Raw genomic sequence first — 24109 nt, 5'->3', positions numbered from 1 at the left:
CGTGGTGAGTGGCTCGCATGCCGTCGCCGGGTGAGGCGGCGCGCATCGAGCGTATCGTGATGGTGACGACAGTCAACGGGGCGCGATACGGTTCCTGTGTCGGGCCGGTAGGCAGTCGTGAGAGGAGCACCACGTATGGGGACATTCTCGCTCGAACCGGAGCAGCTCGCGTGGTGTGGTGAGCTGCGGGCCCTCGCGGCCGACCGCCTCGCCCCGCTCGCCGAGAAGGGTGAGCCGGGCCGCGTCAACCGCCCGCTCCTCGCGGAACTCGGCCAACTCGGGCTTCTTGAGCGCCTGTTCACCTCCGGCGCCCTCGATCTGTGTCTGCTGCGCGAGTCCCTGGCCCGCGTCTGCACGGAGGCCGAGACGGCGCTCGCGTTGCAGGGGCTCGGGGCGCACCCGATCCACGCGTACGGCGCCGCGGCGGTGCGCGAGCGGTGGATTCCCGAGGTGGGCGCGGGCCGGGCCGTGGCGGCGTTCGCGCTGAGCGAGCCGGGGGCGGGCTCGGACGCGGCGGCGCTGTCCCTGGAGGCCCGGCCCGACGACGGCGACGGCTGGCGGCTCACCGGCGAGAAGTGCTGGATCTCGAACGCCCCCGAGGCCGACGTCTACACCGTCTTCGCCCGCACCACCCCCGGCGCCGGCGCGCGCGGCGTGACGGCCTTCGCGGTCCCCGCCGACCGCCCGGGCCTCACCGGCGAGCACCTCGACATGATCTCGCCGCACCCCATCGGCACGCTCGCCTTCGACGGCGTCCCGGTCACCCGCGACGACGTGCTCGGAGAGGTCGACGTCGGGTTCCGCGTCGCGATGGGCACGCTGAACCTGTTCCGGCCCAGCGTCGGCGCGTTCGCCGTCGGCATGGCGCAGGCGGCGCTCGACGCGACGCTCACGCACACCGGTGAACGGGAGGCGTTCGGCGCCCCGTTGAAGGAACTCCAGACCGTCGCGCACCAGGTCGCCGACATGTCGGTCCGGGTCGAGTCCGCGCGCCTCATGGTCTACGCGGCGGCGTCCGCGTACGACGAGGGTGCCCCGGATGTCCCGCGCCGCGCCGCCGCCGCGAAGCTCATCGCCACGGAAGCGGCCCAGCAAGTCGTCGACACAGCAGTCCAGTTGCACGGCGCGCGGGCACTGCGCCGCGGGCACGTCCTTGAGCACCTGTACCGGGAGGTCCGGGCACCCCGCATCTACGAAGGGGCATCAGAGGTCCAACGGGCCATCATCGCCCGCGAGTTGTACAAGGAGGCGGCGCAGTGAGCGAAGGCATCGACCGGGTCAACCCGCCCGAACTCTCCCCGCCCACCGGCTTCTCCCACGCCGTCGTCGCGACGGGCGGCCGCCTGGTGATGCTCGCGGGCCAGACGTCCCTGGACGCCGACGGCAAGATCGTGGGCGACACCCTCCCCGCACAGTTCACCCGCGCCCTGACGAACCTGCTCACCGCCCTGCGCGCCTCCGGCGGCACCCCGGAGCACCTGGCGCGCGTCACGGTCTACGCCACGGACGTGGCGGACTACCGGGAGCACGCCCGCGAACTCGGCCGGATCTGGCGCGAGTTGGCGGGCCGCGACTACCCGGCGATGGCCGTGATCGGAGTGACCCGCCTGTGGGACGAACAGGCCATGCTGGAACTGGACGGCGTCGCGGTCCTGCCCTGAGCCCGGCGGGAGCCTAGGCTCGGCCGCATGACGCAGAAGACGGAACTCTCGGTGGACCTCTCCGTGGGCCCGATCGCGTACGAGGACACGGGGGGCGACGGCACGACCGTCGTCCTTCTCCACGGGCTCGCCCAGGACGGCACGGTGTGGCGGCACGTCGTCGACGAACTGGGCACGTCCGTACGGTGCATCGTGCCCACCCTCCCGTACGGGAGCAACCGCGTGCCCGTGCGCCCCGGCGCCCGGATCACGCCGCACTCCGTGGCGCTGCTCATCGGCGAGTTCGCCGACGCGCTCAAGCTGGGCGACGACACGGTGTTCGTGGAGAACGACGCGGGCCGCCTCCAGCAGCTCGCCGCGGAACGGCCCGACCGGGTCGGCCGCATGGTCATCGCGGGCTGCGAGGCCTTCGACAACTATCCGCCGGGGCCCGCGGGCAAGCTCCTGGAGGTCATGTCCCGGATCCCCGGCGGCATCACGCTGCTGGTGCGCACCCTGTCCGTCCGCCCCTTGCGCCGCATGCCCGGCACGGGGTACGCGGTGATGTCGCAGCGCCCGGTCCCGCACGAGCTCATCGACGGCTGGATCGAACCGCTGCGCAAGGACCCGGCGGCACGGAAGCTGCTGCTCCACTACCTCCGCTCCGGGGTGAAGACGGAGATGCTGGAAGCGGCGGAAGCGCTGCGCACCTACGACCGCCCGGCCCTGGTCGTCTGGGGCAAACAAGACCGCATGATGCCCCTCGCCCACGGCCGCCGCCTGGCGGACCTGCTCCCGCAGGGCCGCCTCCTGGAACTGGACGACTGCGGCACGCTGATCCCCTTGGACCAGCCACGTGCCTTGGCGGCGGCGATCCGCGAGTTCGCCCACTCAAGCCCCGCCGGCGATTGAGGCGCAGGGGCTTGAGTGGCTCAGATGTCCCGGAACGTCTCGATCTGGGCGCCGACGGAGTTGAGCCGCTCCGCCAGGTCCTCGTAGCCGCGGTTGATGACGTACACGTTGCGCAGCACCGACGTACCCTCCGCCGCCATCATCGCGAGGAGCACGACCACGGCGGGGCGCAGGGCCGGCGGGCACATCATCTCGGCGGCGCGCCAGCGGGTCGGGCCCTCGACCAACACCCGGTGCGGGTCGAGGAGTTGGAGGCGGCCGCCCAGGCGGTTCAGGTCCGTCAGGTAGATCGCCCGGTTGTCGTAGACCCAGTCGTGGATGAGGGTCTTGCCCTGGGCCGACGCCGCGATCGCCGCGAAGAACGGCACGTTGTCGATGTTCAGGCCGGGGAACGGCATCGGGTGGATCTTGTCGATGGGGGCTTCGAGCTTCGACGGGCGGACCGTCAGGTCGATGAGCCGCGTGCGCCCGTTGTCGGCGGGGTACTCCGCGGAGCGGTCGTGGTCGAGGCCCATCTCCTCCAGGACCGCCAGCTCGATCTCCAGGAACTCGACCGGCACGCGCTTGACCGTGAGTTCGGACTGCGTGACGACGGCCGCGGTCAGCAGGCTCATCGCCTCGACCGGGTCCTCGGACGGCGAGTAGTCCACGTCGACGTCGATGTGCGGCACGCCGTGCACGGTGAGCGTGGTCGTGCCGACGCCCTCGACCTCGACGCCCAGCGCCTCCAGGAAGAAGCACAGGTCCTGGACCATGTAGTTGGAGGAGGCGTTGCGGATGATCGTCGTGCCGTCGGCGCGGGCGGCGGCGAGCAGCGCGTTCTCCGTCACGGTGTCGCCGCGCTCGGTCAGCACGATGGGGCGGTCCGGCGCGATGTCCGGCTGCACCTCCGCGTGGTAGAGGCCCTCGGTCGCCGTGATGTCGAGACCGAAGCGGCGCAGCGCGATCATGTGCGGCTCGATCGTGCGGGTGCCGAGGTCGCAGCCGCCCGCGTAGGGCAGCTTGAAGCGGTCCATGCGGTGCAGCAGCGGGCCGAGGAACATGATGATCGACCGGGTGCGGCGCGCGGCGTCCGCGTCGATGGCGTTCATGTCGAGCTCGGCGGGCGGCACGATCTCCAGGTCCGCGCCGTCGTTGATCCAGCGGGCGCGGACGCCGATCGAGCCGAGTACCTCCAGAAGGCGGTACACCTCCTCGATGCGGGCGACCCGGCGCAGCACGGTGCGGCCCTTGTTGAGCAGCGAGGCGCACAGCAGCGCCACGCACGCGTTCTTGCTCGTCTTCACTTCGATCGAACCCGACAGCCGGCGTCCGCCGACCACGCGCAGATGCATCGGTCCCGCGTACCCGAGGGAGACGATTTCACTGTCGAGGGCTTCGCCAATTCGAGCGATCATCTCAAGGCTGATGTTTTGATTCCCGCGCTCGATGCGGTTCACCGCGCTCTGGCTGGTATTGAGCGCCTCCGCGAGCTGCGACTGCGTCCAGCCCCGGTGCTGGCGGGCGTCGCGGATGAGCTTGCCGATGCGTTCGAGGTAGTCGTCTGCCATGGCGGCAGGTTATCTCAGATATGAGATGTTGCATCTCGTGGGGCGCCCATGGGTGACCGCCGGCGTTCGCGGGTGTATCAGGGGGTGACGAGTCGCCGAGGTTCGCGGCCCGTACGACGATGAAGGGTGCGGGGTGCGGGTACGCGCCCAGGCGTGGGCTCGGCGGCACCGCTTGATGGCACCACCGGGTGATGTATTAGAGTTATCTCGACATCGAGATATCTACCGAGGCGCACCGAGGCCGCACGGTATCGAGGGTCGGACGGTAAGGGTTACCTAACTTAGCCTTACCTTAGAGGATCGTCGAGTCGGCGTGGCGGCAGGATGCGGTGGAACGCGCACTTATATGAAGGAGACTGTCGTGTCGGCGAACAGCTTCGACGCCCGCAGCACGCTGCGCGTGGGCGACGAGTCGTACGAGATCTTCAAGCTGGACAAGGTTGAGGGCTCGGCCCGCCTGCCCTACAGCCTGAAGGTCCTTCTGGAGAACCTGCTCCGCACCGAGGACGGCGCGAACATCACCGCCGACCACATCCGTGCGCTCGGCAACTGGGACTCCCAGGCTCAGCCCGCCCAGGAGATCCAGTTCACGCCGGCCCGCGTGATCATGCAGGACTTCACCGGCGTCCCCTGCGTCGTGGACCTCGCCACCATGCGTGAGGCCGTGAAGGCCCTCGGCGGCGACCCGGCGAAGATCAACCCGCTGTCCCCGGCCGAGATGGTCATCGACCACTCCGTCATCGCCGACAAGTTCGGCACCTCGGACGCGTTCAAGCAGAACGTGGACCTGGAGTACGGCCGCAACAAGGAGCGCTACCAGTTCCTGCGCTGGGGCCAGACCGCGTTCGACGACTTCAAGGTCGTCCCCCCGGGCACCGGCATCGTCCACCAGGTCAACATCGAGAAGCTGGCCCGTACGGTCATGGTCCGGGGTGGCCAGGCCTACCCCGACACCCTGGTCGGCACGGACTCGCACACCACGATGGTCAACGGCCTGGGCGTCCTCGGCTGGGGCGTCGGCGGCATCGAGGCCGAGGCCGCGATGCTCGGCCAGCCGGTCTCGATGCTCATCCCGCGCGTCGTCGGCTTCAAGCTGACCGGCGAGCTGCCGGCCGGCACGACCGCCACCGACCTCGTGCTCACGATCACCGAGATGCTGCGCAAGCACGGCGTCGTCGGCAAGTTCGTCGAGTTCTACGGCGAGGGTGTGGCCGCCACGTCGCTCGCCAACCGCGCCACCATCGGCAACATGTCGCCTGAGTTCGGCTCCACCGCCGCGATCTTCCCGATCGACGACGAGACGCTGAACTACCTGCGTCTGACCGGCCGCGACGCCCAGCAGGTCGCGCTCGTCGAGGCGTACGCCAAGGAGCAGGGCCTCTGGCTCGACCCGGCCGCCGAGCCCGACTTCTCCGAGAAGCTGGAGCTCGACCTCTCCACGGTCGTCCCGTCGATCGCCGGTCCGAAGCGCCCGCAGGACCGCATCGTCCTCGCGAACGCCGCCGAGCAGTTCAAGCAGGACGTGCGCAACTACGTCTCGGACGACTCCGAGGCGGGCAAGGAGTCCTTCCCGGCCTCCGACGCCCCGGCCGTCTCCAACGGCGTCCCGTCGAACCCGGTCACCGTGACCGCCCCCGACGGCTCGACGTACGAGCTGGACCACGGCGCCGTCACCGTCGCCGCGATCACCTCCTGCACCAACACCTCGAACCCGTACGTGATGGTGGCCGCGGCCCTCGTCGCGAAGAAGGCCGTCGAGAAGGGCCTGACCCGCAAGCCGTGGGTCAAGACCACGCTCGCCCCGGGCTCGAAGGTCGTCACCGACTACTTCGACAAGTCGGGTCTCACCCCGTACCTCGACAAGGTCGGCTTCAACCTCGTCGGCTACGGCTGCACCACCTGCATCGGCAACTCGGGCCCGCTGCCCGACGAGGTCTCGAAGGCCGTCAACGACCACGACCTGGCCGTGACGTCCGTCCTCTCCGGCAACCGGAACTTCGAGGGCCGCATCAACCCCGACGTCAAGATGAACTACCTGGCGTCCCCGCCGCTGGTCGTCGCGTACGCCATCGCCGGTTCGATGAAGGTCAACATCACCAAGGACGCCCTCGGCGTCGACCAGGATGGCAAGCCGGTCTACCTGGCCGACATCTGGCCGACGGAGGCCGAGGTCAACGACGTCGTCGCCAACTCCATCGGCGAGGACATGTTCTCGAAGTCCTACGAGGACGTCTTCGCGGGCGACGCCCAGTGGCAGGCGCTGTCGGTCCCGACCGGCAACACCTTCGAGTGGGACGACGAGTCGACCTACGTCCGCAAGCCCCCGTACTTCGAGGGCATGCAGATGGAGCCGGCCCCGGTTCAGGACATCGCGAACGCCCGCGTCCTCGCGAAGCTCGGGGACTCGGTCACCACCGACCACATCTCCCCGGCCGGTGCGATCAAGGCCGACACCCCGGCCGGCAAGTACCTGTCGGAGCACGGCGTCGAGCGCCGCGACTTCAACTCGTACGGCTCGCGTCGCGGCAACCACGAGATCATGATCCGTGGCACGTTCGCCAACATCCGCCTGCGCAACCAGATCGCGCCGGGCACCGAGGGCGGCTACACCCGCGACTTCACGAAGGACGACGCCCCCGTCTCCTTCATCTACGACGCCTCGCAGAACTACCAGGCCGAGGGCACCCCGCTCGTCATCCTGGGCGGCAAGGAGTACGGCTCCGGTTCGTCCCGCGACTGGGCCGCCAAGGGCACCGCGCTCCTCGGCGTCAAGGCCGTCATCACCGAGTCGTACGAGCGCATCCACCGCTCGAACCTCATCGGCATGGGCGTCCTGCCGCTCCAGTTCCCGGAGGGCCAGTCGGCCGACACGCTGGGCCTGACCGGCGAGGAGTCCTTCTCGATCTCCGGCGTCACCGAGCTCAACAACGGCACCACGCCGTCCACGGTGAAGGTCACCACCGACACCGGCGTCGAGTTCGACGCGGTCGTCCGCATCGACACCCCCGGTGAGGCGGACTACTACCGCAACGGCGGCATCCTGCAGTACGTGCTGCGCAGCCTGATCAGCGAGTAAGCAGGTCCGGCAGTAAGGCAGTTGGGCCGCGATCCCCGGTGGGGTCGCGGCCCTTCGCCATTCACGCGTCGGGGCCCTGCGCGCGCACGCGCCGCACCTGCTCGAGGGACTCGCTCAGCTCGCTCAGCCAGTCCTCCGCGTTGCGCTGCACGAGCCGTACGCACCACCCGAGCGCGTCGCTGCGGCTGCGGGCCACGCCCCCGGCGACCAGGGTGTCGAGCACCTGCCGCTCGGGCTGGCGCAGGCGGGTCATGACCGGGGCGGACACGTGCGTGAACAGGGCCTGCTCGGCGCCGCAGCGCACGCCCCACGACACCTTCTTGCCGAACCTGTGCTCGGCTTCCCGCGCGACCCCTACGCGTTCGTCGCGCGTACGCTCCCGGAACTCCTGGATGCGGCCTTCGACGGCGGCGGCCCGCTCCGCGTCGGAGGCGTCCTTGGCGAGCTGTGGCTCGGCGATGGACCCGACGAGGGTGATCTCCTCACGGTCCACGGTGATGTCGACGGGCCCCTCGAAGAGCCCGTCCGGCAACCGGCCGGCGAACCAGCCGCGCAACTTCTCGTGCTGTTCGGCTGTAATCATGTAATCAACGTTGCACCGCGAGGAGTTGGTGGCAACCCCCGGCGAGCATGGCCGGGAAATGTTCCACACGCGCGTCGGCTCTGTACGTTATTCTGTACGTCATGAAGACGATGAGTGTCACGGAACTGCGCTCGGGCATCGCCGATGCGCTCGACGCGGTCGAGAACGACGCCGAGGAGCTGGTGATCACCCGGGCCGGGCACGAGCCGATGGTCATCGTGTCGCTGGCCGAGTACGAGGCGCTCAAGGAGACCGACTATCTGCTGCGGTCGCCCGCGATGGCGGAGCGCCTGCGCCGGTCGATCGAGCAGGATCGGTCGGGCGGCGGGACGGCCCGAGAGCTGCTCGACGCGGACGGCGAATCCGACCAGGGTGCGGCGTGAAGGTCCTTTTTCTCGACGACGGCTGGAACGACTACCTGTGGTGGCAGGCGAACGACCGCAAGCTAATGAAGCGGATCAACCAGCTGATCGCCGACATCGACCGGGGTGGTCACGAGGGGATCGGCAAGCCCGAACCCCTCAGGAACGACCTCGCCGGATACTGGTCGCGGCGCATCAACTCCGAACACCGGCTGGTGTATCGCCTCGACGAGGACGACGTGATCCATGTCGTGGCTTGCCGCTTCCACTACCGTCAGGCGTGACGGCCGCGCAGGAACGAGGCCCAGGCCTCCGGCGTGACCGTGAAGTGGGGGCCGCGGTCGGCGTTCTTGGAGTCGCGGACGTGGATGGCGGTGGGGTGGGCGGCGATCTCGACGCACTGGCCGCCTTCATCACTGCTGTAGCTCGACTTCCGCCAGTCGTAGGCGACTTCTAGGCAGGCGCCACCTTCGTCGCTGCTGTAACTCGACTTGAACCAGTGCAGTCCGGTGATCATGGCTCTCCTAGGAGGCGATCCAGCAGGCCCTGGGTGGCTTTGGGGGTGAGGGCCTGAGATCGCAGCATCGCATATTTGTGTGCCAGCGAGGACACGGCGTGGGCGTCGGAGACCCATTGACTGCCGCGCTGGGACTCGGTGTAGGCGAGATGCTGATGGTCCGGGGTCTCCAGGAGGGTAAAAGGCCCTGCCGACCCGGAGTTCTCCGGCGCGTCCAGCGGCAGCACCTGGAGCGACAGCCCCGGGATGTCCGCGCACTCGCGCAGGAATCTCAACTGCGCTGCACGCACCAGCGGTTCGGCGAACGCCATCTTCAGTGCGGGCTCCCACACCACGAAGCTCATCGTCGGCGGCACCTTGCGGTGCAGGATCGTCTGGCGGTCGACGCGGGCCGCCGTCTTCGTCTCGACCTCGTCGTCGCTGTACGCGGGAACTCGCTGCCCCAGCAGCGTCCGGGCGTACTCCGCGGTCTGGAGGATGCCGGGCACGACCAGCGCGTCGTACCACGACAGTGCGATGGCCTCCCGCTCGTGCTGGATATACGACTCCGCCCACAACGGAAACTGGTCCACCTCCGGCATCGCCGCCACCGCCGCCGCCAACGCCCCCTTCGTTTCCAGGAGTTGGTCCATCGACGCCGCCAGTTTCGGGACGAGTGGGCGGCGCGCCTGCTCGATCGCCGCGATCGTCGACTCGGCCACTATCAGCCGGTCCGCGAGCGCCGCCTGCGTGTAGCCGGCGGCCTTACGGAAGAGGGCGACGAGGTCGGCGACCAGCCTCATCGCCGACGGATTCCTCGGCGGATGTTGCGCAGGGCTCATGACGGGCAATCTCCCCGCCCCCGTTCCGTCTTGACCCCACTCGAACCCCGACAAAAAATCTGTCGGGGTTAATTGACTGTTGCCAGTCAATCACTCTCCGCGACATTCCACTTGTGAACCAGGAACCCCGCGAGCGCTTCTACCGCCGCGAACGCCAATCCGTCCCCGCCGTCCGCGAGTTCACCCGCGCCGCGCTCGCCGACTGGGGCGTGCGGGGCGACCGCGCGCACGACATCGTGCTCTGCGTCAGCGAACTCGCCACCAACGCGCTGCTGCACGGCGTCCCGCCCGGCCGCGGCTACCTGTTGAGGCTGCTGCCCTGCGCGGACGCGCTCCGCGTCGAGGTCCACGACAGCGGCAACGGTGTGCCGCGCACGGTGAGGCCGGACGAGGGTGGCCGCGGGCTGATCCTCGTGGAGGCGCTCGCGGACAAGTGGGGTGTGGGGGAGCGGGACCCCGGCAAGGTGGTGTGGTGCGAGTTCGGAGATCTGGTTCCGCCGCCTCGTGGACGTATGGTGGAAGGCACGTGGGCGACGGGGGTGAGCGGTGGAACTGGGCGCAATGGGGCTGAAGCTCGCGTCCTCGGTGGTGGTGCCGCTGCTGAAGCGGTTCGTGCTGCCCCCGGCGAAGGTGGCGGGCGCCGAGTTCCCCGGTGAAAAGCCCGTCCGCGTACGGTCGTTGCTGTCGTTCGTCGGCGATCATCCCGCTCTCAGCCGTGACGACATGCACCGCCTGTCCCGGGAGCTGGTGCGCCGCGCCGTGCGGGCCGTGCCGCCGCACGAGGCCAGGCTGCCCGATGACGAGCACGACGCGGTGGGGCAGGCCCTCACCCGTACGCTCTTCGCGCTCGGTCAACTCGACATGAACGACGTCGACTTGGTGCTGCTCGGGCCCGAGGAGTTGGCCGTCACGCTGTCCACGGCGGCGGAGCGGGACATCAAGGGCCTGCTCACCGCGGACGCGGCCCGCTTCCACGACGCGCTGCTCGTCACGGCCTGCGTGCACATCGTGCGGTTCTTCACCGAGCGGCCCGGCTTCGAGGCCCGCGCCCAGCTGTCGAACTCCCGCCAACTCCGTGAGCAGAAGGAGACGTTGGACGGCATGGTGCGGATCCTCATCGGCGAGGACCATCGGGCCGCCGACCTCCGCTTCGAAGAGGACTACGCCCAGTACATCGTCGGGCGGCACGGGAAACTCACCATCGTCGGCGTCGACCTGCGGGACCCCGCGGGCCCGGAATGGCCGCTCGACGAGGCCTACTTGAGCCCCACCGCCGTCCCGCTGGCGGTCGCGGAGGAGGACGGCGACTACGAGACCGTGCCCGAGGAGAGCGTCGAGAGCGCGCTCGCCGCGCACGGCAAGGTCCTGCTGCACGGCCTCGCGGGCACCGGCAAGACGACGCTTCTGCAATGGCTCGCCCTGACCACCGCGCGCCAGGAGTCCGTGCCCGTCACGCTGCCGCAGCTGATCGGACGGGTCCCGTTCGTGCTGCCGTTGCGCGTCCTCGCCCGCCAAGGGTCGGAACTCCCGCTGCCCGAGCAGTTCCTGGAGTGGACGCGCTGCGCTCTCAGCGGCAGCGAACCCGACGGCTGGGCCGTCCGCGTCCTCAGGAACGGCCGGGCGGTGCTGCTCATCGACGGCCTCGACGAGATCCCCAAGGCCGACCGGCGGCGCGCCCGCCAATGGCTGCGCGACCTCGTGCGCGATTTCCCCGGCAATCTCTGGCTGTGCACCACCCGGCCCTCCGCGCTCGAACCGGGCTGGCTGCGCAGCGACGGCTTCCACGAGCTGAGCCTCAACCCGCTCAGCCACACCGACCTGCGTCTCTTCATCGAGCGCTGGCACATCGCGGCGTTCGCGCGCCAAAGAGAGGGTGCGCGACAAGGGGACGGCCCGAGCGAAGAAGAAGAGGCTGCGCGCGAGCGACTTGTCCAGGAGCTCGTCGAGTCGCTGCGCTCCAACCCAGAACTCGGCCGCCTCGCCACCAACCCCCTGATGTGCAGCCTCATCTGCGCCCTGCACCGCGAACGCCGCGGATTTCTGCCGCAGGGCCGGGCCTCCCTCTACCGGGCCGCCCTGTCCATGCTCCTTGAGCGGCGCGACGTGGAGCGCGACGTGTACCAGCGGGGCGACGACCGGCCCCGGCTCGACGAGGAATCCGCGACCGAACCGCTCAAGCGGCTCGCGTACCGGCTGATCCGCAACGGCGACGCCCAGATGGAGCGCACCGACGCCATCCACGAGCTGCTCCGGCTCCAGCCGCACGTCCCGAGCCTGGAGCGGCTCGGCGGGCCCGAGCGCGCGCTGGAGTATCTTCTGGAGCGCTCCGGGCTGCTCCGCGAGCCCGCGCCGGGCGCCGTGGACTTCATTCATCGTACGTTTCAGGACTACCTGGGTGCCAAGGCTGTTCTTGAGGACCGTGACTTCGGCATGCTGGTGAGACACGCTCACATGGACCAGTGGGAGGACGTGGTGCAGATGGCTGTCGCGCAAGCCGATCACAAAGGGCGGGCCGACCTGCTGATGCGCCTCAGCGACCGCGGCAAGCGCGAGAAGGACGTGACCGTCCAGGCCCGGATCCGCCTCCTGGCCCTCGCCTCACTCGAACAGGCCACCCGGCTCGAACCCGCCGTGCGCCAGACCATCGAGACCGAGGCCGCGAGCATGCTCCCGCCGCGCAGCCTGCGTCAGGCGCGCGTCCTCGCGCGTACCGGGCCGCTGCTCCTCGGGCTCCTCCCGAGGGCCGACGAACTCGAAGGGGACGCCGAGCTGGCGACCGCGCACGCCATCTGCCAGATCGGCGGCGACGCGGCCATCCCGCGCCTGCGCGAGTTCCTCACCACCTCGCAGTCCACCGTGCGCGCCCAGCTCCTCGGCCACTGGGACCGCTTCGACACCGAGACGTACGCCCGCGAGATCATCGCGCCGCTCCTCGAAGCCGCGCCCGGCGAGCCCGTCACCGTCCGTTCGCGCGCCGAACTCGACGCCCTGTCACGCCTGCCGGGCTGCGAACGCGTCGGTATCCACGGTGACTTCGAACCCGGCGCCGTACGCGCCGCCCTGTCCCCGGAGCACCTGCGCGAGCTGCGGCTGCGCGGCGCGTTGCAGATCGACGACCTCTCCCTCCTCCACGACTTCCAGCACCTGGAGAGCCTCACTCTCCAGGGCTGCCGCAACGTCAAGGACCCGGAACCGCTCACCCGGCTCCCGAAGCTGCGCAGCCTCGTCCTGGAGAACGTCCCGCAGTTCGAGCCGCTGGAACAGCTCGACCAGTGCGCGCGGCTCGAAGCCCTGCACATCGGCGCGGGCGTCCCGTGGCGCGGCGTAGCCGAACTGCCCAGGCCCGGCCGGCTCAAGACGCTGTCGCTGCCGCCGGGGACCTCCGACCTCGCCGACATCACCCGGTGCGTCGCGCTGGAGGAACTGCGCCTCCAGGACGCCAGCAGCCGGCTGCTCCCCGACGACTGGGGCGGGCTCCTCGGCCGCCTGCCGCAGCTGCGCACGCTGTACCTCTCGGCCGAACAGCTCAGCACGCTCCTCTTCAACCCGGCCAGCCAGATCCCGCAACTGACCAAGCTCTTCGTCTACGCCCAGCAGGGCACCCCGCTGCAACTGCGCCGCATGTCCCGCCGCCTCACCGGACTTGAGGAGTTGCATGTGACGCAGGGCGGCGACATCGACCTCGCCCCGCTGAAGGGGATCACGTCGCTGCGCCGCGTCCGGATCGCCTACCCGGGCGGCGCCGTCCAGGGCGTCGAGCAGCTGCCCGAGGGGGCCGAGCTGGAGATTTATCCGCAACCGTGAAGGTCCCGGCAGCCTTTGCGGTCCATCTGGCAACAGGTCGGCGCCACCGGTAAGTTCTAGGGTTCACGCAGAAGTTGACGATCCCTAGGGAAGCAGGACAGCCGAAGATGGCCAGGCCCAGAGCGCCCTTTCTGTACGGGCGCGAACCCCTGGTGGGATCGCTCGTCCCCTCGCTGACCGGGCTCGCCTTCCACGAACGCGCCCGCGCCAAGCGGGAGTTCGGATCCGACGTGCCGATCGTGCTGCTCACCGGCGAGCACGGCTCCGGACGCAGCGCCCTCCTCGACGCCCTCGCCCGCGGCTACCGGGGCCGCCTCCCGCTCGCCCACGTGCGCGCCGTCGTGCCGGGCTCTCCCGCCGCAGGCCTCGCCGAAGAGGTCCCCGAGGGCAGCGTGCCGCCGCAGCCCGCCGCGTCGCCCGCCGAGATCCTGGAGCGCCTCGTGTGCGCGCTCACCCCCACGTACGGCACCTACCGGACGCTGATGCCCGCCCTGTTCGCCGTGTCCGGCTGGCGCCAAGGGCAGACGGACGAGCGCGACGAGCTCTGCCGCAGGCACGCCCGGATGCTCCTGGCGAGCGGCCTCGCCCGCGGCACCGAGCGCGAGGTCGCCCGCGACTGGGCCACGCAGGTCGAGACCTCGCTCAGCGAGGCCGCCGCCCGCGACGGCGACCCCGACGACCCGGACGGAACACAGCCCGTCACCGCCGCCCTGCTGCGCCAGCTCGGCGCCAGGATGCCCCTGGAGCCCGCCCGCTCCTGGTTCCGCAAGCGGCACACCACCCCCGACGGCACCATCGCCGTGGAGGATCCGCTGTGGCTGCTGTCCCGCCGCTTCCACCGCGGCGGCGACTACCTCCACGCGGCCGAACAGGCCCTGACCGCCGCCTTCCTGGAGGAGACGGCCCACTCGCACGGTGTGCTGCGCCGGCTCAACCGCGAGCCCTGGCCGCTGATCCTGCTCGACGAGGCGCACACCCCCGCGGGCTCCCGCTTCCTCGAACTCCTCCTGGAACAGCGGGCCCTGGGGGAGCGCAAGTACGACGACCGGACCGTCGTCATCGCCACCCGCCTCGGCGACCTGCCGACGGAGGACGCGCCGCACGCCGTGCGCCGGCAACTCGTCGACCTGCTGCCGCCCGGCGGCGTCAGACGCTCCGGACACGCCGCCACCCTGTGGAGGCGGACGGGACACGAGCCGTCCGAAGGCCTCCTCGTCCTCCCGCTCACCCCGCTGACCAGGGACGACATTCTCTCCATGCTCGACCGGGCGTCCTCACGCCTGCTCCACCCGCACCTCGCCTCCGCGCTGCACGCGCTCACCGGGGGCCACCCCTCGGCCAGCACCGTGCTGGCCGACGCCGCCGTCGAGACCGCCAAGCAGAACCGGGCCGTCGCCCCGCGCGACCTGCTCGACCTGCGCGTCGAGGGCGGCCGAGCCGTCACCGAGGTGCTGCTGCGGGACCTGCTGCCCGACCGCAGACAGCGCGACCGCCTCATCAAGCTCTGCCTCGCCAGGGACACCAAGGCGGCCGAGGCGCTCGCCCAGGACCTCGGCCTCGTCGGCCCCGAGCAACTGCCCGCCACGGCCGCCGCGCAGTACCTCGTCGAGCGCAAGTGGCAGGAACTCCCCGACGCCGACAGCCCCTTGGTCACCAGCGGACTGCTGCGCACACTCCTCGTCCACGAGGCGCGGCGCACCCTGCCGCCGGGCGACGAACCGCACAGCTGGCGCTCCGTGCACGCCTTCCTCCACCTCCACCACGTCCAGCGCGCCGAGACCGAGGAGGCCGACGCCCTGCGCCACAACCTCGCCGCCGGGAACCCGGGGCAGGTCGTCGCGATGCTCGCCGACGAGTTCGACGCGGAGGAGGCCGAACAGAGCGTCGAGCACTGGCTGTTGTGCCTCCAGCGCTGCGCGTCCGCGCCCGTACCGCCCACCGATGACACCTGGCGCGACCAGCGCGTCGAGATCGCCGACGGCGAGCACGCGGCCCGCTACGCGCGCCTCGACCCCTCGGGCCGCAGCATCAACCGCCTGCTGCACGCCCTGTGGTACCTCTCCGAGCCGTACGCCGACGCCGCGCTCGACCCGGACGCCGACCGGATGTGCAAGGCCGTCGGCGAGGAGCTCGGCTTCCTCGCGCGCCGCCACCCCACCTGGTACGCGGCCCTCGGCCAGGCGGCCCGCGACTGGCCGACGGCCGCCCGCAAGAGACAGGAACTGCCCGTGACCGGGGGCACCAACTCCGGGGAGGGAGGCTGATGTTCGGCAGCAGGATCAGGGAGTGGGGGCCGCTGGACTGGTGCGTCGCCGCGGTGGTCGTCCTCGCGCTCGTGGCGGGCGGGATCTACGGCGGCTCGAAACTCATGCGCAGGTGCGACGACGGGCTGAGCGACATCCACGGCCAGTGCATCGGCGTGACCACACAGTCCTTCGAGGCGGACGACGACATCGGCACGCTCCTCGACGCCATCGCCAAGGAGAACGACCGGGTCGCCTCGGAGAGCGGCACCCCCTACGTCCGTGTCGGCCTCATGATGGCCTTCACCTCGGGCGACAGGAGCGCGATGACCAGCGACATGATCCGCCGCGCGCTCGCGGGCTCCCTCGCCGCGCTCAAGGAGGCGAACGCCGGGTCGGGCGGCCCGCAGGTCCAGCTGATGCTCGCACCGGTCGGCCGGCAGCTCGACCAATGGCGTCCCGTGGTCGACAAGCTGGGCTCGCTGGCCGCCGACGACAAGCACCCGCTCGTCGGCGTCACGGGCATACCGAGCAGCCAGACGGACACCAAAGCGGCCCTCGGCGAACTGAGCGCACGCAAGATCCCCACGGTGGGCCCGGTGATCAACGCCTCGTCGATGAACTTCCCGTACTTCTTCAAGACCTCGCCGGACGACAAGGAGTTCGCGAACGCCCTGAAGCACTACCTCGACACCTACCCGCAGGGCAGGAAGAAGGGGCTGCTGCTGCTCGACCGGCACTCGGGCGACGTGTAATCGGAAGACCTGACGAGCACCCTCGAGAACCGCTTCGGCAAGACCTACGGCCTCCGGACCAACCGGTCCCTCTTCACCGGGTCCTCCGGCAGCGACGAGGGCGAACCGGGCCTCTTCGTCGACGCGATCAACAAGATCTGCGGCGGCCGCGAGCCCACGGACACGGTCTTCTTCGCGGGCCGCGACCAGGACCTCCCGGGCTTCATCGACGCCCTCTCCGACGCGGGAAGCTGCAACCAAGGCGGCCCCCTGCGCATCCTGAAGTCCGGCATCGGCCTTGAGCCCACGCTCACCAGGCCGGAGGTCGAGCGGGACCTGAAGAAGGCGAACGCCACGATCGTCGACGCCGCGTCCTTCGACCCGCGCTGGGAGAAGCGGGGCGCCGCCGACCGGCCCGCCGGCGTCGACGACTTCCTCGACCGCTTCAACACGCTCAGGACCGCGCACACGCTCGGCGACAAGCCCCTGGCCGACGGCTACGCGGCTTCGTACTACGACGGTCTCCATCTGCTCACCGAGGCGATGAAGCGCACCTTCGCCGACATGAACAGGGGCAAGGGCAAGGGCGAGAAACTGCCGACGAGCCAGGAGCTCTACACGACCCTGTCGCAGCCCACCGTCAACAGCGTGAACATGTTCCAGGGGGCGACCGGAACGTACGGCTTCGCGGGCCAGGACACCCACAACAGATGGTCGGTGTGCAAGCCGGTGCCGGTCGTGGAGTTCCCTCCCGTACGTCACGACCGCAAGCTGTCGCTGTACCGGACGTACGGCGGCGACTGCCCCGGGTGACGCGCCGCGTGCGGCACGCCACCCGGGAACGTGTCACGACAGCAGCTCCACCTCCGCCACCGTCGCCGCCCCGCCGGTGAACACGAGCCGGTAGTGCTTGTGCGCCGCCGGGGACGGCACGGAGAACACCCGTGTCTGCTTGTCCCAGTCGAAGGACTCGCCTGAGCGGGTGTCCACCGTCTTCCAGTCCTTCGCGTCGTCCGAGGCCTCAAGGCGCCAGCCCGTCGGGGCCTTCGCCTTGTCCTCGGAGGTCAGCGTGTACTGGACCGCCTTCGCGCCGTCCGTCCCGACCGGCAGCTCCACCGACTCCGAACTCGCCGATGTGGCCGAGGAGTTGTCGAAGAGCGGGCCCGATCCGGTGATCGCGTCCTTGCGCGGCGAGGGCACCTTGTCGTCGTTCGTGATCGACGTCGGCGCGGCGTCCGCACCCGTGCCCCACTTCGACGGCTTGTCGCCCATCGCGAACTCGATGACGCCGCCCTTCGCGATCGCCGAATGCGGCAGCGAAGTCTTCGTCCACGTACGGCCGTTGACCTTCACGCCCTGCACGTAGATGTTCTTCGCGCTGTTCTTCGGCGCCTTGACGACGAGGTCCTTCCCGCCGTCCAGGTGCAGCGTCATCTTCGTGAACTGCGGGGAACCGATGGCGTATTCACCGCTGCCCATGACGAGCGGGTAGAAGCCCAGCGAGGAGAACAGGTACCAGGCCGACTGCTCGCCGTTGTCCTCGTCGCCGTGGTAGCCCTGCCCGATCCCGCTGCCGGTGTAGAGCCGCGACATGACCTCGCGGACCTTCTCCTGCGTCTTCCACGGCTGACCCGCCGCGTCGTACATGTACGTGACATGGTGCGCGACCTGGTTCGAGTGGCCGTACATGCCCATCCGCACGTCACGCGCCTCGGTCATCTCGTGAATGACACCGCCGTACGAGCCGGCGACAGCGGCGGAGCCGGTCTCCGGAGTGGCGAAGAACGTGTCGAGCTTCTTGGCGAGTCCGCTACGGCCGCCGTACAGATTGGCGAGGCCGCGGCTGTCCTGGACGGCGGTGAACGCGTAGCCCCAGGCGTTGGTCTCCGTGTAGTCGTAGCCCCAGATCGCCGGGTCGAAGTCGGCCGACTTCACACGCCAGTTGCCGTCCTTGTCCTTGCCCTGGAAGAAGCCCGGGCTCGAACTCCCCTCGGCCGCCTTGTCGTCGAACATGTTGACGTAGTCACGGGCACGGTTCAGGAAATACTCCGACTCCTCCTTGTAATGCTTCTCGCCGGTCTTCTTGTAGAGCTTCCGGCCCATTTCCGCGATGCCGTAGTCGTTGAGATAGCCCTCAAGAGCCCACGACATGCCCTCGTGCGTCTCCGACGACGTGTAGCCGAGGAACGGGACGTCTCCATGCCCTTGCGGCCGACACCCGCCGACGGCGCCACCACGGTCGCGTTCTTCACGGCCGCCTTGTACGCCGACTCCACGTCGAAGTCGTCGACGCCCTTCACGTACGCGTCCGCGAACGCCACGTCGGAGGAGGTGCCGGTCATCAGGTCCGCGTAGCCCGGCGAGGACCAGCGGGAGGTCCAGCCGCCGTCCCGGTACTGCTGCACGAACCCGTCGACCAGCTCACCCGCCTTCTTCGGCGTCAGCAGCGAGTAGGCGGGCCAGGTCGTGCGGTACGTGTCCCAGAAGCCGTTGTTGACGTACGGCTTGCCCTCGACGATCTTCGCGCCGGTGTGGGTCGGAGTGTCGGGACCCGGCATGGGCGAGAACGGCGACGCGTACTTGTACGCGGACTTCTTCCCGTCCTCCGAACGGACCTTCTCGAAGCCCGAGTTGGGGTACAGGTACAGCCGGTACAGCGACGAGTAGAGGCTCGTGCGCTGATCGTCCGTCGCGCCCTCGACCTCCACCTTCTTCATCAGCGTGTCCCACTGGGCGCGCGCAGCGTTCCGTACGTCCGTGAAGGACCGCTTCTGCGGCAGCTCCTGCGCCAGGTTGTCCTTCGCCTGGTCGAGGCCGATGAGGGACGTGGCGAGGCGCAGCGTCACCGTGCGGTCCTTGCCCGCGTCGAACGTGAAGTGGCCCTTCACGCCCGACGAGTCGGCGTCCTTCACCGGCTTGTCGAAGACCCCGTAGACGAAGAGCCGCGTCGCGCCCGCCGACAGGCCGGACTTCACGTCCGAGTAGCCGGTGACGACGCCGTTCTCCTTGTCGAGCGTGAGACCGCCCTGCTCGGAGACGTTGTCGAAGACCACGCTCGCGTCGTCGTCCGGGTAGCTGAAGCGGAGCGCCGCCGCGTGATCGGTCGGCGTCATCTCCGCCTTCACGCCGTTCTGGAACTTCACGCCGTAGTACGAGGGCGTCGCCGTCTCGTCGTCGTGCTTGAACGGCAGTGCCCGCCCGGAACGCGAAGTGTCGAGCGCGTCGCCCGTCTTCGCCGACGGCATCACCTGGAACGTCTGCCGGTCGCCCATCCACGGGCTCGGCTCATGGCTCGCCGCGAACGCCTCCATCGTGGGCAGGTTGTCCGCGTTGTTGTCGCGCGCGTAGTCGTACAGCCAGCTCAGCGAGCCCGCGTTGGTCACCGGCGTCCAGAAGTTGAAGCCGTGCGGGACGGCCGTCGCCGGGAAGGTGTTGCCGCGCGAGAAGCCACCGGTGGAGTTCGTGCCGCGGGTCGTCGACGCGTAGTCGCTCAAGTGCGCCTTCGGCTTCGCCGGCCTGGCCTTGGCGATGCTGATGTCGTCGAGCCAGCCGCGGAACTTCGCCGGCCCCTTGGGGGAGTCGTACGCGACGAGGACCCGGTCGACCGTCTTGCCGGCCGCCACCGAACCGATGCCCGACTTCACGGCGTTCCACTGGTTCACGTACAGCCGCTTGGCCGCGCCCTGCCCCTGCGGGGTGAGCAGCCCGCCGTAGGAGTCGACGGCCTTGAGGTCGCTCAGGTACGTGCCGTCGGTGAAGGCGAGGTCGACGGAGACGTTCGTGGCGTCGTAGTCGCGGTCGCCGTCCGCCATCGACGGGAAGATCTTGTACGCGAGCTCGGTGTCCTTGGCCACCGCCACGTCGACGTCGAAGACCTTGTTGTACGAGTAGGCGCGTCCTTCACCCTTGTGCGTGCCCGCGTAGCGCAGCGCGCGCGTGCCGGTGAAGCCGACGCCCGCCTTGGCGGTCGGCGAGGCCGTCGGGCCGCGGTCCACAAGCGAGAGCATGTCCTCGGGGGCCGGGGTGGAGTCGTCGCCGGTCGAGAGCTGGAAGTCGGCGAGCTGCGTCGCGTCGCTCGCGCCGTTGTTCTTCGTGAACTCGATACGGAAGTGGGAGTAGTCCGCCGGGCTCTGGATGTCGAACGACTTCAGCTGCTGCCGCTTGTCGAACGTCTCGCCGGAGCGGGAGTCGAGCGTCGTCCACTCCTTGCCGTCCGTCGAACCCTTCAGGGTCCAGTCCTTCGGGTCGCGCTCGTCGTGGTCGTTGGCCGACGTGAGCGCGTACTTGGAGATCTTGACCGGCTCGTCGAGGTCGTACTCGACCCAGGCGGTCGGCGTGAACGCCAGCCACTTCGTCGTCGGCTCGCCGTCGACGAGGTTCTCCTTGGTCTCACCGCCGCTGGTGTTCTCGTCACTGGCGCGTATGTCGGTGACATGGCCGTTCACATTGCCCGGCATGCCGCTGCTGTACGCGCCGTCGACGCCGCTCGCCCGCTTCTTCCCGTCGGCTCCGGTGTCGACGGTGTTCAGCCAGTCGGGGGCGGGCTGGCCGGCCTCGAAGGAGGAGCGGAACTCCGGCTTGCCGCCCGCGGCGTGCGCGGCGCCGGCGGGGCCGAGGCCCTGGCCCGCCGCCGTGAGCACAAGTGCGGCCGCGCCGAGCGCGGCCACGGTCCCGAGTCTGTGTCTGGATCTGAGCTGTCTGGATCTGCCTCGCATAAAGGCGCACCCTCCGGCTACTGGACAACGTTGTCAGTTGATGAGCAGAGTCCAGTAGGGGCTCAAGTGCCCAGTGGTGTCAAGGGTGTTGACCCCTTCGGGCGGCCCGGTTCGAAAAGGCGGACCCGACACGCCGTGTGTGCTCTGCCCGACGGGCTGTGATCGCCGAATCGGTCGGGCGAATCGCCCATGTACAGTGGCAAATCTTGTTAAAAGATCCCATTTCCGGCCTTTTGCTTTACAGCCCCCACAGGAGGCGTCGTGCGCGCTCCCGCGTTCCCGTCGTGGCTCACCGCGGTCTGCCCCGGCCTCGTCGCCGCGGCCGGTGTCGCGGTGCTCGACGTGGTGCTCGGCGAGGAGGTCGGACTGCTGCCCTTGTTCGCGATCGCGCCCGCGCTCACCGCCTGCTGCTCACCGGCCCGCAAGGTGGTCACGTGCGGCTTCGTCGCGCTCCTGCTGTGCGCCGCGGTGGCCTTGTACGACGAGTTGCTCTTCACGCGGCGCGGCGTGGTGGCCCTGCTCAGTGTGGCCGCGGTGACCGTGGCCTCCGCCGTCGCCGCCCACGCGCGCGTGCGGCACGAGCGGCAGGCCACCCGGCACCGCATGATCTCCGAGTTCGTACAGAGCGTCATCCTCGCCCCGGTGCCCCAGAACACCGAGCCCGCCCGGATCGCCGCCTCCTACGTCTCGGCGACCGAAGACGCCCGGATCGGCGGCGACTTCTACGAGGTGGTGCCGGCGCGCGACGTCGTCCGCGTCGTCATCGGCGACGTACAGGGCAAGGGGCTCAGTGCCGTGCGCACGGCCGTCGTCATGCTCAGCGCCTTCCGGATGAGCGCGCACGACGCCGACGACCTGGAGGACGTCGCCGCCAGGATGTCCTGCGCGCTGCGCCGCAGAGGCGTCGACGAACAGTTCGTCACCGCGGTCCTCGCCGAACTCGACCCGTCCGGGCGGCTCACGCTGCTCTCCTTCGGGCACCCGCCGCCGCTCGTCGTGCGGGCCGACGGCAGCCATGAGCTCGCGCACCCGCCGAGCGCCGCCCTGCCGTTCGGCCTGGACTGGCTGGGGCAGGACCCGCCGCAGCCGAGCCGCGTCGACCTGGCGGACGGCGACCGCGTGCTGCTCTACACCGACGGGCTCGCCGAGGCCAGGAACGCGGAGGACGCCTTCTATCCGCTCGTCCAGCGCGTCTCACTGCTGCGCGGCGAATCCCTCGACGACTGCCTGGTGCGGTTGCGCGGAGATGTGCAGGTGCACACGGACTCCGGTGTCGACGACGATTCCGCGCTGCTGCTCATGGAATACGGCGCGGTATCCGAGTAAGCGGCCCGAACGGTTCCGCTACGCCTCCGCCGCACCCTCCGCTACACCCTTTGTAGACAAGGAAGTTGGAAAGATCGGTTCGTCGCTCGTGCGACGTATTTCCGGGAGGTCTCAACTCGGAAAAGACCGATGCCCAAACCTGCATTCGATCTTGCCCCCCTCATAGTGAGTGGACTATACCTGTCGCCACCGCCCCGGCCTGTTCGAGATCCGGGCGGGCACCACCCAGCTCCACCTGCGTTACGCAGCACATCACCGCGGTGCCGGGGAGGATCCGGTTCACCGCCTGAGTCCTGGAGAAGGCGAGGACTTGAGCATGGGATCCACTTCCGAGCAGAACACCACTGGTGGCGTCGGACGCCGTGACCTGATGAAGCGCTCGGCGGCGCTCGGCCTGGTCGCCGTGCCGTCGATGGGTCTGCTGTCCGCGTGCGCCAGCGGCAGCGACGATTCCAGCAGCAAGGACAAGGGCGGCAAGAAGTCCGCCAAGAACCCGCTGGGCATCAACGAGAGCGCCGCGCTCTCCGTGGTCATCTTCGACGGTGGTTTTGGCACGCAGTACGCCAAGGACGCCAACAAGATGTACGAGCAGGCGCACCCCAAGTCGAAGGTCAACTTCCACTCGACGCAGAAGATCCAGTCCGAACTCCAGCCGAAGTTCAACGGCGGTACCCCGCCGGACCTCATCGACAACTCCGGTGCCGAGCAGATGGACATGGGTGTCCTCTTCTCGAAGAAGCAGCTCGCCGATCTCACGCCGCTGCTCGACGCCCCGTCCGTCGACGACCCGAAGAAGAAGTTCCGCGACACGCTGCGCCCCGGCGTCGTCGAGATGGGCCAGTTCGAGGGCTCGCAGTGCGTCGTGATGTACATGGCCTACACCGTGTACGGCGTCTGGTACTCCAAGAAGGCGCTCGACGGGCTCGACGCGGAATACCCGCAGACCTGGGACGACATGCTCGCCGTCTGCGCGAAGGCGAAGAAGAAGGGCATGGCGGGCTGGACGTACGCGGGCAAGTACCCGTACTACCTGCCGTTCTCGCTCTACCCGTTCATCGCGAAGATCGGCGGCCGCGAGGTCCTCGACAAGATCGACAACCTGGAGCCGAACGCCTGGAAGGACCCGGCCGTCAAGGCCGCCTTCGAGGCGTACTACGAGCTCTTCAAGAAGGGCTACATCCTCAAGGGCACGCCCGGCATCGACCACATCCAGTCGCAGACCGCGTGGGCCAAGGGCAAGGCGCTGTTCCTCCCGAACGGCTCCTGGGTGGAGAACGAGTCGGCGAGCGTCATCCCGAAGGACTTCGAGCTCACCGTCAGCGCGCCGTCCGGCCTCGACAAGAGCGACAAGATGCCGTTCGGCACCATCTGGGCGGCCGGCTCCGAGCCGTACATCGTCCCGGCGAACGCGAAGAATGCCAAGGGCGGCATGGAGCAGCTGCGCATCATGCTCAGCGAGAAGTCCTCGCAGAACACCACGAAGCTGGTGAAGTCGCTGACCGCGTTCAACGGCGGCACCGAGGGCATCAAGCTGACCTCGGGCACGGAGTCGGCCAACGCCGCCCTCGAACTGGCCAAGGACAACGTGGTCAACCCGCGCCTCCAGGACTGGTACGCGAAGCTCCAGAAGGAGCAGATCGGCGTCGCCTGCCTGGGCGAGATGATGGCAGGGCGCATGACCCCGGCCGAGGCCATCAAGAAGATCCAGGGCTTCGCGGACGCGACGGCCAAGGACTCGTCCATCAAGCACTACAAGCACCAGTAGCAGCAGGGCACATGCGCAACTGTCACCAGCGGCGGCGCCCGCCTACCGATCGGGGTCGTTA

The 24109-nt window shown here is 69.3% G+C and carries 16 protein-coding genes and 2 pseudogenes; 13 read left to right on the top strand and 5 right to left on the bottom strand.

Features of this window, described 5'->3' with window-relative positions:
* Positions 1-135 precede the first annotated feature (135 nt).
* Genes ACP4E5_RS13795 through ACP4E5_RS13785 form a run of 3 tightly spaced genes read left to right on the top strand, consistent with a single transcriptional unit; the run spans position 136 to position 2552 of the window.
* The gene (locus tag ACP4E5_RS13795; protein WP_425828457.1) at positions 136-1260 is read left to right on the top strand and encodes an acyl-CoA dehydrogenase family protein; all 1125 of its coding nucleotides are present in this window, start codon (positions 136-138) and stop codon (positions 1258-1260) included.
* Positions 1257-1661: a RidA family protein gene (locus ACP4E5_RS13790; protein ID WP_425828455.1), complete on the top strand. Its 405-nt coding sequence runs from the start codon at positions 1257-1259 to the stop codon at positions 1659-1661. The genes ACP4E5_RS13795 and ACP4E5_RS13790 overlap by 4 nt, the downstream gene beginning before the upstream one ends.
* A gap of 27 nt (positions 1662-1688) precedes the next feature.
* Positions 1689-2552, top strand: coding sequence for an alpha/beta fold hydrolase (locus ACP4E5_RS13785; RefSeq protein WP_425828453.1), 864 nt, complete (start codon positions 1689-1691; stop codon positions 2550-2552).
* 20 nt (positions 2553-2572) lie between these two features.
* Here the strand turns inward: ACP4E5_RS13785 and ACP4E5_RS13780 are convergent, their stop codons facing one another.
* Complete coding sequence (locus tag ACP4E5_RS13780; RefSeq protein WP_425828451.1) at positions 2573-4102, bottom strand: UDP-N-acetylglucosamine 1-carboxyvinyltransferase; 1530 nt, start codon at positions 4100-4102, stop codon at positions 2573-2575.
* 361 nt (positions 4103-4463) lie between these two features.
* On the opposite strand from ACP4E5_RS13780, the gene acnA reads away from it, so the two are divergent.
* Entirely contained in the window at positions 4464-7178 is a 2715-nt protein-coding gene (acnA, locus tag ACP4E5_RS13775; RefSeq protein ID WP_425828449.1) for an aconitate hydratase AcnA, read from the top strand.
* A gap of 61 nt (positions 7179-7239) precedes the next feature.
* Here acnA and ACP4E5_RS13770 read toward each other — a convergent pair whose 3' ends face one another.
* Positions 7240-7761 (bottom strand): hypothetical protein, encoded by a 522-nt coding sequence (locus tag ACP4E5_RS13770; RefSeq protein ID WP_425828447.1) that lies wholly within the window; start codon positions 7759-7761, stop codon positions 7240-7242.
* A 101-nt stretch (positions 7762-7862) separates the two neighbouring features.
* Between ACP4E5_RS13770 and ACP4E5_RS13765 the strand changes: the two genes are divergently transcribed.
* Positions 7863-8144, top strand: a complete 282-nt coding sequence (locus ACP4E5_RS13765) for a type II toxin-antitoxin system Phd/YefM family antitoxin (RefSeq protein ID WP_425828445.1) — start codon at positions 7863-7865, stop codon at positions 8142-8144.
* Entirely contained in the window at positions 8141-8407 is a 267-nt protein-coding gene (locus ACP4E5_RS13760) for a Txe/YoeB family addiction module toxin (RefSeq protein ID WP_425828443.1), read from the top strand. The genes ACP4E5_RS13765 and ACP4E5_RS13760 overlap by 4 nt, the downstream gene beginning before the upstream one ends.
* On the opposite strand, the gene ACP4E5_RS13755 is transcribed toward ACP4E5_RS13760, so the two are convergent.
* The gene (locus tag ACP4E5_RS13755; RefSeq protein WP_425828441.1) at positions 8398-8640 is read right to left on the bottom strand and encodes a DUF397 domain-containing protein; all 243 of its coding nucleotides are present in this window, start codon (positions 8638-8640) and stop codon (positions 8398-8400) included. The two genes, ACP4E5_RS13760 and ACP4E5_RS13755, sit on opposite strands and share 10 nt — an antisense overlap.
* Positions 8637-9422 carry a helix-turn-helix domain-containing protein gene (locus ACP4E5_RS13750; RefSeq protein ID WP_425828439.1) on the bottom strand — a complete coding sequence of 262 codons (786 nt, stop codon included), beginning with the start codon at positions 9420-9422 and terminating at the stop codon, positions 8637-8639. The genes ACP4E5_RS13755 and ACP4E5_RS13750 overlap by 4 nt, the downstream gene beginning before the upstream one ends.
* Before the next feature lie 128 nt (positions 9423-9550).
* Here ACP4E5_RS13750 and ACP4E5_RS13745 point away from each other — a divergent pair.
* From ACP4E5_RS13745 to ACP4E5_RS13725, 5 genes and pseudogenes are all read left to right on the top strand, one after another.
* Positions 9551-9943: pseudogene (locus tag ACP4E5_RS13745) on the top strand (ATP-binding protein); the annotation flags it as partial.
* 79 nt (positions 9944-10022) lie between these two features.
* Positions 10023-13265, top strand: coding sequence for an NACHT domain-containing protein (locus tag ACP4E5_RS13740; protein ID WP_425828437.1), 3243 nt, complete (start codon positions 10023-10025; stop codon positions 13263-13265).
* Positions 13266-13372: 107 nt separating this feature from the next.
* The gene (locus tag ACP4E5_RS13735) at positions 13373-15529 is read left to right on the top strand and encodes an ATP-binding protein (protein ID WP_425828435.1); all 2157 of its coding nucleotides are present in this window, start codon (positions 13373-13375) and stop codon (positions 15527-15529) included.
* Positions 15529-16263, top strand: coding sequence for a type 1 periplasmic-binding domain-containing protein (locus ACP4E5_RS13730; protein WP_425828433.1), 735 nt, complete (start codon positions 15529-15531; stop codon positions 16261-16263). The genes ACP4E5_RS13735 and ACP4E5_RS13730 overlap by 1 nt, the downstream gene beginning before the upstream one ends.
* Before the next feature lie 543 nt (positions 16264-16806).
* Complete coding sequence (locus ACP4E5_RS13725; RefSeq protein WP_425828431.1) at positions 16807-17055, top strand: hypothetical protein; 249 nt, start codon at positions 16807-16809, stop codon at positions 17053-17055.
* A gap of 33 nt (positions 17056-17088) precedes the next feature.
* Here ACP4E5_RS13725 and ACP4E5_RS13720 read toward each other — a convergent pair.
* Positions 17089-20687 (bottom strand): annotated as a pseudogene (locus ACP4E5_RS13720) (GH92 family glycosyl hydrolase).
* A gap of 531 nt (positions 20688-21218) precedes the next feature.
* Between ACP4E5_RS13720 and ACP4E5_RS13715 the strand changes: the two are divergent.
* Positions 21219-22283: a PP2C family protein-serine/threonine phosphatase gene (locus ACP4E5_RS13715; protein WP_425828429.1), complete on the top strand. Its 1065-nt coding sequence runs from the start codon at positions 21219-21221 to the stop codon at positions 22281-22283.
* A 316-nt stretch (positions 22284-22599) separates the two neighbouring features.
* Positions 22600-24048 (top strand): N-acetylglucosamine/diacetylchitobiose ABC transporter substrate-binding protein, encoded by a 1449-nt coding sequence (ngcE, locus tag ACP4E5_RS13710; RefSeq protein WP_425828427.1) that lies wholly within the window; start codon positions 22600-22602, stop codon positions 24046-24048.
* Positions 24049-24109 lie beyond the last annotated feature (61 nt).

The organism is Streptomyces fractus, assembly GCF_049844455.1.
Classification (GTDB): Bacteria; Actinomycetota; Actinomycetes; order Streptomycetales; family Streptomycetaceae; genus Streptomyces; species Streptomyces fractus.
The sequence above is the reverse complement of the archived record's forward strand: the minus strand, read 5'-3'. Positions and strand labels throughout refer to the sequence as shown.

Bases quoted from the DNA above. Each gene is read 5' to 3' on its own strand.
- ACP4E5_RS13780 (WP_425828451.1), bottom strand. From the start codon at position 4,102: ATGGCAGACGACTACCTCGAACGCATCGGCAAGCTCATCCGCGACGCC.
- ACP4E5_RS13725 (WP_425828431.1), top strand. From the start codon at position 16,807: ATGAACAGGGGCAAGGGCAAGGGCGAGAAACTGCCGACGAGCCAGGAG.
- ngcE (WP_425828427.1), top strand. From the start codon at position 22,600: ATGGGATCCACTTCCGAGCAGAACACCACTGGTGGCGTCGGACGCCGT.
- ACP4E5_RS13740 (WP_425828437.1), top strand. From the start codon at position 10,023: ATGGGGCTGAAGCTCGCGTCCTCGGTGGTGGTGCCGCTGCTGAAGCGG.
- ACP4E5_RS13735 (WP_425828435.1), top strand. From the start codon at position 13,373: ATGGCCAGGCCCAGAGCGCCCTTTCTGTACGGGCGCGAACCCCTGGTG.
- ACP4E5_RS13765 (WP_425828445.1), top strand. From the start codon at position 7,863: ATGAAGACGATGAGTGTCACGGAACTGCGCTCGGGCATCGCCGATGCG.
- ACP4E5_RS13795 (WP_425828457.1), top strand. From the start codon at position 136: ATGGGGACATTCTCGCTCGAACCGGAGCAGCTCGCGTGGTGTGGTGAG.
- ACP4E5_RS13785 (WP_425828453.1), top strand. From the start codon at position 1,689: ATGACGCAGAAGACGGAACTCTCGGTGGACCTCTCCGTGGGCCCGATC.
- ACP4E5_RS13755 (WP_425828441.1), bottom strand. From the start codon at position 8,640: ATGATCACCGGACTGCACTGGTTCAAGTCGAGTTACAGCAGCGACGAA.
- ACP4E5_RS13750 (WP_425828439.1), bottom strand. From the start codon at position 9,422: ATGAGGCTGGTCGCCGACCTCGTCGCCCTCTTCCGTAAGGCCGCCGGC.
- ACP4E5_RS13730 (WP_425828433.1), top strand. From the start codon at position 15,529: ATGTTCGGCAGCAGGATCAGGGAGTGGGGGCCGCTGGACTGGTGCGTC.
- ACP4E5_RS13770 (WP_425828447.1), bottom strand. From the start codon at position 7,761: ATGATTACAGCCGAACAGCACGAGAAGTTGCGCGGCTGGTTCGCCGGC.